We start from the raw sequence: 10216 nt of genomic DNA, 5'->3' as shown, positions 1-10216 counted from the left end.
CCGCCGGCTCAGGCCCGCGCGGCGCGACGCACAGCGTCGCGCACCAGGTCCACCGGGCCGAGCAGCGGGGCGGCGATCTTGTTCGTCACCTCGTTGTCGGCCCACCGGTGCGGCCTGGTCGGCGCGTACCACTGGGCCAGCTTCACCTCGGCCCCGAGCAGCCGCAGCCGGGTGCCTGTGACCGCCTCCCGCAGCGCGGTGAACTCCTCGCGCTCCTCGCGGGCCGCGTGGCGGGCGACCGCCGTACGGACGCGGTTGAGCCGGCGCAGGTAGCCGGGAGCGTCGGGACCGGTCCGCCGCAGTTCCAGCAGCAGCCTCTTGGCCTGCTTCTCCTCCTGCCGGCGCAGTGCGGTGAGCTGTGGCCCGGACCGCAGGACCCGCCGGGCCAGCGGATGCACGTGCGCCTCCTCGGCGGCCTCGTGCACGGCCAACAGGCGCATCAGGCGGTCGAACTGACGACGGCGGGCCGGCCCCGGCAGCGCCGCCCGCACGAAGCCCCTGCGGATCTCCCGGTGCTGGCGGGTCAGCACGTCCACGGCGTCCTCCGGACGCACCAGGCGCCAGAACGTCCAGGTGCCACGAGGCGTTGCCGTCGCGGTCCGCACCACACGGGTACCGGTCCACACGGCGACTCTCACCGGCGACAGCCGCGTCGCGATCGTGGCGGCCGTCGCGCCCTTTCCGAGCATGCCCATCATGGTCTCCTCACCACGCGGTCGAGTCGGCGGCTACCCGCGACGGTCGGCGCCATGCCCCGGGCCGGGTCAGCGGGCGCCGAGGCGGCGGGCGCTCTCCAGCAGCCACCCGTGCACGAAGGCCTGCGGCAGGTTGCCGCGCAGCTGACGCTGCGTCACGTCGTACTCCTCGGCGAACAGTCCGGCCGGACCGCAGGCCGCGCGGTTGCGTTCGAACCAGCGCATGGCCTCGGCTCGGTTCCCCTGCTGCTCCTCGGCCAGGGCCATCACGAAGCCGCACATGACGAAGGCGCCCTCGGCCTCGCCCAGCGGGCGGTCGTCGTGGCGGAAGCGGTAGACGAAGAGGTCGTCGGTGAGTTCCTCGCGGACCGCCTGCACGGTGCGCCGGCTGCGCGGGTCGGCGGGCGGCACCGCTCCGCGCAGCGCGGGCAGCAGCAGGGCGGCGTCGACGCGCGGATCGTGCGGTGCCCGCTGCCACCGGCCGCTGGGGTGGGTGCAGGTCCGCGCCGCGTCGGCCACCAACTGGTCTGCCAGCGCGCTCCAGTCGCCGGCCCTGCGGTCGTCCTGGCGGCGTTCGGCGACGGCGCGCAGCCCCGCGGCGCAGATCAGCCGGCTGTGCGCCCACCGGGCCGGCTGCAGTTCCCAGATGCCCGCGTCGGGTTCGCGGTGGCGTTGGCCGATGGCGTCCGCGGCGATGACCGCCGCCTTCCAGCCGTCCGCGTCCAGGCGGTCGTGCCGGTCCGCCGCTGCCAGCAGCAGCAACGCCTCACCGAAGGAGTCGAGTTGGAACTGGTGGCGGACCTGATTGCCGATCAGGTCGGAGCCCCCGGGATAGCCGGGGAGGTCGAGCGGCTGCTGCTCGGGGATACTGCCGCCCGACGCGGTGTAGGCCGGGGCGAGGTGGGGCCCGTCCTCGCCGAGGCGCGCGGTGACGAACCGGACCGCGTCGTCCAGCAGTCCGAGCGGCTCGCCGACCGCCGCGGCCTGACCGACGTAGCACTGGTCGCGGATCCACACGTAGCGGTAGTCGTAGTTCCGGCCCTGCTCGGCCCGCTCCGGCAGGCTCGTCGTCGCCGCGGCCACCATGCCGCCGCTGGACGCGGTCAGACCGCGCAGCACCGCGTAGGAGTGGCGGGCGTCGCGCGGAGCCGCGCTGGCGGACAGGAGCGGGACCTCACGCGCCCACGCGGACTCGGTGGCATGCCACACCTCGTCCGGGTCGACGGGCTCCTCGGGCAGCGGCTCCTCGGCGATCTCCAGCACGAGGTCCCGCTGCTCCCCCGGCCCGATCCGCACCTCGGCCACCAACTCGTCGCCGTCGAGGGGCCGGGCCGGAACAGGGCAGCTCCAGCGCACGTGCAGCCCCGCGACGCGCGCGGTCCACCTCCCCCGCTCGTCCCGCCGCAGCTCCTGCGGACGCTCGGCTCCGTACCGTCCGCGCAGGGCGAGACAGACCTCGACGGCGGACTCCGCGACGTCGGCGCCGAGCCTGCGCAAGAGCACCGCCCGCCCGGGGTCCCCGGGAAAGGCCAGCGCGTCCCTCGACTCCACCACGCCGTCGGTGGTGGTCCACCGGCTGCGCCAGATCAGGCTCCCCGGCTCGTAGTAGCCGCCCCACACGAACCGCCCGCGGGGACGGACGGAGTACAGCCCGCTGCCGCCGATCAGGGAAGGGAACACCGCCGGCGAGTCCCAGCGCGGGAAGCACATCCACGCCACCTCGCCGAGCGGGCCGACGAGGGCGCCTCGCTCGCCGTCGGCCAGGAGCGCGTACTCGCGCAGCACCCGCGGCTGCGCCGCCTCATCGCCTGTCACCGTCGCTTCCTTTCATCCGGGGGACGCGGAGCGGTTACCCGCAACCTGCCGCGAGACGCGTCCACCGGTCAGGCCCGAACCCCCTGCCCCCACCGGTCGGCTGACGGACGGTTCCCCGGCCCGGATGCGGTAAGGGGACAGGTGTGAGTCGTCTCGACGGTACGGCGGTCCCCGCCGCCCCGGTGGCACAGGCGGGCGCGGGCCGGAAGGGCCTCAAGGCCGGGGCGCTGGGCCTGTTCTCGTCGGTCACGCTGGGCCTGGCGTCCACCGCGCCCGCCTACAGCATGGCCTCCGCGCTCGGGGTGGTCGCCGTGGCCGTCGGCCTGCGCACGCCGATGGTGATGGTGCTGGCCTTCGTGCCGATGCTGCTGATCGCCTACGCCTACAAGGAACTCAACGCGATCGACGCGGACTGCGGCACGACCTTCGTCTGGGCGGGCCGGGCCTTCGGGCCGCGGGTGGGCTGGATGGGCGGTTGGGGGATCATCGTCGCCGACGTGATCTTCATGGCGAACATCGCCGAGATCGCCGGACGCTACGGCTTCCGCCTCCTCGGCCTCGACGCGCTGGCCGCGAGCCGAGGCTGGACCACCGCTGCGGGCGCCGTCTGGATCGCCGCGATGACCGCGGTCTGCTACGTCGGGATCGAGGTGTCGGCGCGGCTGCAGCGCTGGCTGGTCTGCCTGGAAGTGGCGCTCCTGGCGCTGTTCGCCGTCGCCGCCCTGGTCAGGGTCTACGGCGGCAATCCCGGGCCGGGCTCGATCCACGTCGAGCCCGGCTGGTTCGACCCCTTCCGCATCCCCTCCGCCCAGTCGCTGACCACCGGGATCCTCGCGGCTGTGATCATCTACTGGGGCTGGGACACCGCCGTCGCCGTCAACGAGGAGACCGCCGACAGCAAACGCACCCCCGGCCGGGCAGCCGTCATCTGCACGGTGCTGCTGCTCGTCATCTACACCCTGGTCGCCACCTCGGCCCAGGCGTTCGGCGGGGTCGGGGCCCACGGCACGGGCCTGGCCAACCCGGCTGCCGCCGACGACGTGTTCTCGGGCCTGGGCAGCGCGGTCTTCGGCCACCACGGAGCCGGCCCCTACCTGTCGCGGCTGCTGATCCTCATGGTGCTCACCTCGTCCGTCGCCGCCACCCTGACCACGATCCTGCCCACCGCCCGCACCGTCTTCTCGATGGCCGCCCACCGCGCCGTGCCCGCCGGCTTCGCCCGGCTCCACAGCCGGTTCCTGACGCCCACCTGGTCCACGGTGAGCATGGGCGCGGCGTCCCTGGGGGTGTTCTTCCTCCTGCACGCCGTCAGCCGGAACATCCTCTCGGACACCATCGAATCGGTCGGCCTCGCCATCGCCTTCTACTACGGCCTGACCGGCTTCGCCTGCACGTGGTACTACCGCCGCACGCTCACCCGCAGCGTCCGGGACCTGCTGACGAAGGGCATCCTGCCCGGCCTCGGCGGCCTGATCATGCTGTTCCTGTTCTGCTACGCCGCCTTCGACGTCTACGCCGATCCTCACCACGGGGCCACCTCCGTCCACCTGCCGCTGGTGGGCAGGGTCGGCGGGGTGACCGTGCTCGGGCTCGGCGCCCTGCTGATCGGCGTCGTGCTGATGCTGGTGGTCACCCGCGAGCACACCACGACCCTCCGGCTGCAGCACAACCTGCTCCCCCGTGCCCTTCCGCCGCACCCGGCAGGCGAGTTGGCCGGCCGCTACCTGCCCGCCGACAGCCGCTCAGGCGTCGGCGGCGACTGGTACGACGTCATCCCGCTCTCCAGCGGCCGTCTCGGGCTGGTCGTCGGCGACGTCCTCGCCCACGGCCTGCGCGCCGCCGCGACCATGGGCGGCCTGCGCACCAGCCTGCGCGCGCTGGCCCGGCTGGACCTCGACCCGGACGAACTGCTGACCCACCTGGGCGACTTGGTGGACTCCGGCGAACACGGCGGCGAAGGCCTCGCGGTGACCTGCCTGTACGCGGTGTACGACCCGGTCACCGGACGCTGCACCATGGCCGCCGCCGGACACCCACCGCCGCTCGTCGTCCCCGCGGACGGCGGCGTCGCCCACTGCCCTGACCTGCCGTCAGGCCCGCCGCTCGGCGTGAGCGGTCCGCCCTTCCAGAGCACGGAACTCGAGCTGCCCGAGCACAGCCTGATCGCCCTGTTCACGGACGGCCTCGTCCGCGCCGCCGACCGTGACACGGCAGCGGGCGTCGAGATGCTCACCGGCGTCCTCGCCGCCCGCGCGGGCCCCCTGGACCAGCTCGCCGACAGCGCCGTGACCAGCCTGCTGCCCGGCCCCGTGGACGACGACGCGGCGCTGCTCCTGGTCCGCACCCGAAGGCTCCCGGCCGACCAGGTCGCCGACTGGCAGATCCCCCCGGAGCCGGGAGCGGTCGCCGACGCCCGTGCCGCCGCCACCCGGCAGCTCACCGCCTGGGGCCTCGACGAGCTGGCGTTCACCACCGAACTCGTCGTCAGCGAGCTGGTCACCAACGCGGTCCGCTACGCCGACGGGCCGATCCGCCTCCGTCTGATCCGGGACCACGCCCTGATCTGTGAGGTCGCCGACACCGGTCACACCTCTCCGCACCTGCGCCACGCCGCCTCCGACGAGGAGGGCGGCCGGGGCCTGTACATCATCGCCCAGCTGACGGACCGCTGGGGCACCCGGTACACGAGCACGGGCAAGACCATCTGGGTCGAACAGTCCCTCAACACGGCGCACGACGCCGAACGCTGACGGCCCGTCAGGCCGCACGGCCGACGGCCCTCTTCGCCGAGCGCCGGAGAGTCTCGCGCGCCCCAGCCGAGCGTCCGGGTCCCCGTCCGCGGCACCGGCGCGCGCGCCGTCAAGGAGGCGTCAAGGTTCTGACGGGGGGCGCCAGGAGGGCGTTAACGACCGGCCCCACCCGTGTCCACGTGCGGTTCTCTGGCTGGGGCCGCGTCCGCGGTCCCTGTTCCGAATCGACTGCTTGGGGTGGATACCCATGACCGACCTGCTCTTCGTAGGGCTGACGGTCGTCGTCTTCGTCGTCCTGGCACTGATCGTCAAGGCGGTGGAGAAGCTGTGAGCGCCGACAACGTGATCGGCCTGGTCGTCGCGGCGGTGCTCGTGGTCTACCTCGTCGCCGCCCTGATCAAGCCGGAGAAGTTCTGACGATGAACCCCACCCTCGCGGGCCTGCTGCAGGCCCTCGCCCTGGTCGGGGCCCTGGCCCTGTCCTACCGGCCGCTCGGCGACGCCATGGCCCGCACGCTCACGACGCGCAAGCACCTGAGGGTCGAGCGCGGCATCTACCGGCTGATCGGCGTCAACGGCGACGCGGAGCAGACCTGGTCCGCCTATGTGCGCAGCGTGCTGGCGTTCTCGGCTGTCTCGGTGCTGTTCCTCTACCTGTTCCAGCGGCTGCAGAACCACCTCTGGCTGTCGCTGGGCTTCCCCGCCGTCAGGCCGGCGATGGCGTGGAACACGGCGGCCTCCTTCGTCACCAACACCAACTGGCAGTCCTACAGCGGCGAATCGACCATGGGGCACCTGGTCCAGATGGCAGGGCTGGCGGTGCAGAACTTCCTCTCCGCGGCCGTCGGCATCGCCGTCGTCGCCGCTCTCATCCGTGGCTTCACCCGCCACAGGACCGACACGCTCGGCAACTTCTGGGTGGACCTGACCCGGATCACCCTGCGGGTGCTGCTGCCGATATCCGTGGTCTTCGCCCTGGTCCTGGTGGGCAGCGGTGTGGTCGAGAACCTGCACGCCGCGCAGACCGTGCACACCCTCGTCGGCGGCACCCAGACCATCCCCGGGGGGCCCGTCGCCTCCCAGGAGGTCATCAAGGAGCTGGGCACCAACGGCGGCGGCTTCTACAACGCCAACTCCGCCCACCCGTTCGAGAACCCCAACCCCTTCACCAACTGGCTGGAGATCTACCTGCTGCTGGTCATCTCCTTCGCCCTGTGCCGCACCTTCGGCAGGATGGTCGGCTCGAACAAGCAGGGCTACACCGTCCTCTCCGTGATGGGCCTGTACTGGGCGGCCTCCGCCGCGCTGATGACCTTCTTCGAGTCGCGGCACTCGGGCATCGCCGCCCAGATCGCCGGTGCGGCGATGGAGGGCAAGGAGGTCCGCTTCGGCGTCCCGGGCAGCTCCCTGTTCGCTGCCTCGACGACGCTGACCTCCACCGGCGCGGTCAACGCGATGCACGACTCGTTCACCCCGCTCGGCGGCGGCCTGACGATCTTCAACATGATGCTCGGCGAGATCGCACCCGGCGGCACCGGCTCCGGCCTCTACGGGATCCTGATCCTCGCGGTCGTGACGGTCTTCGTCGCCGGCCTCATGGTCGGACGCACTCCGGAGTACCTGGGCAAGAAGATCAGCGGCCGGGAGATGAAGTTCGCCTCGCTCTACATCCTGGCCACCCCCGCCATCGTGCTCTGCGGCACGGGACTCGCCATGGCGCTCAAGGCCGGGCACGGCGGCGGCATGAGCAACACCGGCCCGCACGGCTTCTCCGAGGTCCTCTACGCCTTCACCTCCGCCGCCAACAACAACGGCTCCGCCTTCGCCGGGCTGACGGTGACCAGTACGCACTGGCAGACAGCCCTCGGCCTGGCCATGCTGTTCGGCCGCTTCCTGCCGATGATCTTCGTCCTCGCCCTGGCCGGCTCGCTCGCCCGCCAGGCCCCGGTGCCCGAGACCACCGGAACCCTCAGGACCCACAGCCCGCTCTTCGTCGGCATGCTCTCCGGCGTGATCCTCATCGTCGTCGGGCTCACCTACTTCCCGGCCCTGGCACTCGGGCCGCTCGCGGAAGGTCTCCACTGATGTCCACCCCTGTTGTCGAAACCCCCGAAGTCCCCGCGCCGGCGATGTCGCCGCACGGGACCGAACACCGCGTCGGCGGCGGGCTGTTGGACCCGAAGCAGTTGCTCAGGTCCCTGCCTGACGCGGTGAAGAAACTCGACCCGCGGGTGATGGTCAAGAACCCGGTCATGTTCGTGGTCGAGGTCGGCTCGGTGCTCACCACCGTCTCCGCGATCGAGAAGCCCTCCACCTTCGCCTGGGTCATCACCCTCTGGCTGTGGCTCACCACGATCTTCGCCAACCTGGCCGAGGCGGTGGCCGAGGGCCGCGGCAAGGCCCAGGCCGACACCCTGCGCAGGACCCGGACGGATACCGCCGCGCGCCGGATCACCGGCTCCTGGGAGCCCGGCGACGCGGCGGTGCGGGAGGAGGAAGTCCCGGCGACCCAACTGCGGTTGGGGGATCTGGTGGTCGTGGAGGCGGGACAGGTGATCCCCGGCGACGGCGACGTGGTCGAGGGCGTCGCGTCCGTGGACGAGTCCGCCATCACCGGCGAGTCCGCCCCCGTCATCCGCGAGTCCGGCGGCGACCGCTCCGCCGTCACCGGCGGGACCCGGGTGCTCTCCGACCGCATCGTCGTCCGGATCACCTCCGAACCCGGCAAGACGTTCATCGACCGCATGATCGCTCTCGTCGAAGGCGCCGCCCGGCAGAAGACCCCCAACGAGATCGCCCTCAACATCCTGCTGGCCTCGCTGACCATCGTCTTCCTGCTGGCGGTGGTCACCCTGCAGCCCATGGCGAAGTACGCGGGCGCCGAACAGACCATCATCGTGCTGGTCTCCCTCCTGGTCGCGCTCATCCCGACCACCATCGGCGCGCTGCTGTCCGCCATCGGCATCGCCGGCATGGACCGCCTCGTCCAGCGGAACGTCCTGGCCATGTCCGGGCGCGCCGTCGAAGCCGCGGGCGACGTCTCGACCCTGCTGCTCGACAAGACCGGCACCATCACCTTCGGGAACCGCCAGGCCGCCGAGTTCCTGACGGTCGGCGAGGTGACGCACGATCAACTCGCGGACGCGGCCCAGCTGTCCTCGCTGGCGGACGAGACCCCCGAGGGCCGCTCCATCGTCGTCCTCGCCAAGGACAAGTACGGCCTGCGCGAACGCCACCAGGGCGAACTCGCCCACGCCAGCTGGATCGAGTTCACCGCCCAGACCCGGATGTCCGGCGTGGACCTGCACGGCCACCGCGTCCGCAAGGGCGCCGCCGGCTCGGTCGTCCGCTGGGTCACCGAGAACGGCGGCAGCACCGGCGCCGAGCTGGACCTGGCCGTCGAGCGGATCTCCAACCTCGGCGGCACGCCGCTCGTCGTCGCGGAGCAGCGAGCCGGCGAGGCCGCGAGGGTGCTCGGGGTCATCTACCTCAAGGACGTGGTCAAGCCCGGCATCCGGCAGCGCTTCGACGAGATGCGGGCCATGGGCATCAGGACCGTCATGATCACGGGCGACAACCCGCTCACCGCCGCGGCCATCGCGCAGGAGGCCGGCGTGGACGACTTCCTCGCCGAGGCCACCCCCGAGGACAAGATGGCCCTCATCAAGAAGGAGCAGGCGGGCGGCAAGCTCGTCGCCATGACCGGGGACGGCACCAACGACGCCCCCGCCCTGGCCCAGGCGGACGTGGGCGTGGCCATGAACACCGGCACCTCGGCCGCCAAGGAGGCCGGGAACATGGTGGACCTCGACTCCAACCCCACCAAGCTCATCGAGATCGTCGAGATCGGCAAGCAACTCCTCATCACGCGCGGAGCCTTGACGACCTTCTCGATCGCCAACGACGTCGCCAAGTACTTCGCGATCATCCCGGCCATGTTCGCCACGGTCTACCCGGGGCTGAACCGGCTCAACATCATGCACCTGCACAGCCCGATGTCAGCGATCACCTCCGCGATCGTCTTCAACGCGCTCATCATCATCGGACTGATCCCGCTCGCCCTGCGCGGCGTGCGCTACAAGCCCGCCTCCTCGCAGTCCCTGCTCCGCCGCAACCTGGGCGTCTACGGCGTCGGCGGACTCGTCCTGCCCTTCGTCGGGATCAAACTCATCGACCTCGTCGTCCAGTTCATCCCCGGCCTGCACTGAAAGGAGTGACCACCATGGCCAAGCCCCTCCCCGCCCCCGTACGCAACCACTGGACCGGACTGCGACTCCTGCTGCTGTTCACGGTCGTCTGCGGACTCGCCTATCCGCTCCTGGTCACCGGCATCGCGCAGGCCGTCTTCCACGACCAGGCCAACGGCTCGCTGGTGAAGAACCGTCAGGGCCAGGTCGTCGGCTCGTCGTTGATCGGCCAGAGCTTCGCGACCGTGAGCGCCGACGGCCGGACCGTCACGCCCGATCCCAGGTACTTCCAGTCCCGCCCGTCCGCCGCAGGTGCCAACGGCTACGACCCCACCGCCTCCGGCGGGACCAACAAGGGCACCGACGACAAGGGCCTCGCCACCACCTACACCCAGCTGAAGAAGGACATCGCCGCCTTCGACGGCGTCGCGCAGAGCCAGGTCCCCCCGGACGCGATCACCTCCTCCGGCTCCGGCCTCGACCCCGACATCAGCCCCCAGTACGCGGCCATCCAGATCGACCGCGTCGCCAAGGCCCGCGGCCTCTCCCCCGACGCCGTCCGCGCCCTGGTCACGAAGTACACCCGGGACCGCAGCCTCGGCTTCCTCGGCGAGCCCCGGGTGGACGTCCTCGAGCTCAACCTCGCACTGGACCAGCGCGGCTGACCCGGGGTCAGCCCACTGCCGCCCGGTCGGCGGCTCCGAAGCGTCGGCCGGGCGGCAGTGCCCGCGCACGTCGGACACCGTCAGCACGCAGGGAAACGGAGAACA

At 71.8% G+C, this 10216-nt stretch carries 7 protein-coding genes; 5 read left to right on the top strand and 2 right to left on the bottom strand.

Annotated elements, in window-relative coordinates; translation table 11 throughout:
- Positions 1–8 precede the first annotated feature (8 nt).
- Positions 9–695 carry a hemerythrin domain-containing protein gene (locus ACFP3V_RS04875; protein WP_380580076.1) on the bottom strand — a complete coding sequence of 229 codons (687 nt, stop codon included), beginning with the start codon at positions 693–695 and terminating at the stop codon, positions 9–11.
- Between the two features lie 69 nt (positions 696–764).
- Positions 765–2510 (bottom strand): glycoside hydrolase family 15 protein, encoded by a 1746-nt coding sequence (locus ACFP3V_RS04870; RefSeq protein ID WP_380580074.1) that lies wholly within the window; start codon positions 2508–2510, stop codon positions 765–767.
- 143 nt (positions 2511–2653) lie between these two features.
- On the opposite strand from ACFP3V_RS04870, the gene ACFP3V_RS04865 reads away from it, so the two are divergent.
- From ACFP3V_RS04865 to kdpC, 5 genes are all read left to right on the top strand, one after another.
- Positions 2654–5260 (top strand): amino acid permease, encoded by a 2607-nt coding sequence (locus ACFP3V_RS04865; RefSeq protein WP_380580072.1) that lies wholly within the window; start codon positions 2654–2656, stop codon positions 5258–5260.
- Positions 5261–5587: 327 nt separating this feature from the next.
- Positions 5588–5677 (top strand): K(+)-transporting ATPase subunit F, encoded by a 90-nt coding sequence (kdpF, locus tag ACFP3V_RS04860; RefSeq protein ID WP_380580070.1) that lies wholly within the window; start codon positions 5588–5590, stop codon positions 5675–5677.
- 2 nt (positions 5678–5679) lie between these two features.
- Positions 5680–7344 (top strand): potassium-transporting ATPase subunit KdpA, encoded by a 1665-nt coding sequence (gene kdpA, locus ACFP3V_RS04855; RefSeq protein ID WP_380580068.1) that lies wholly within the window; start codon positions 5680–5682, stop codon positions 7342–7344.
- A 44-nt stretch (positions 7345–7388) separates the two neighbouring features.
- Entirely contained in the window at positions 7389–9467 is a 2079-nt protein-coding gene (gene kdpB / locus ACFP3V_RS04850) for a potassium-transporting ATPase subunit KdpB (RefSeq protein WP_380580105.1), read from the top strand.
- 14 nt (positions 9468–9481) lie between these two features.
- Positions 9482–10111, top strand: a complete 630-nt coding sequence (gene kdpC / locus ACFP3V_RS04845) for a potassium-transporting ATPase subunit KdpC (RefSeq protein ID WP_380580066.1) — start codon at positions 9482–9484, stop codon at positions 10109–10111.
- The last annotated feature ends 105 nt before the right edge of the window (positions 10112–10216 follow it).

The sequence above is a fragment of the Streptacidiphilus monticola genome (genome assembly GCF_042658505.1).
In the GTDB taxonomy this organism is placed as follows: domain Bacteria; phylum Actinomycetota; class Actinomycetes; order Streptomycetales; family Streptomycetaceae; genus Streptacidiphilus; species Streptacidiphilus monticola.
The sequence above is the reverse complement of the archived record's forward strand: the minus strand, read 5'-3'. Positions and strand labels throughout refer to the sequence as shown.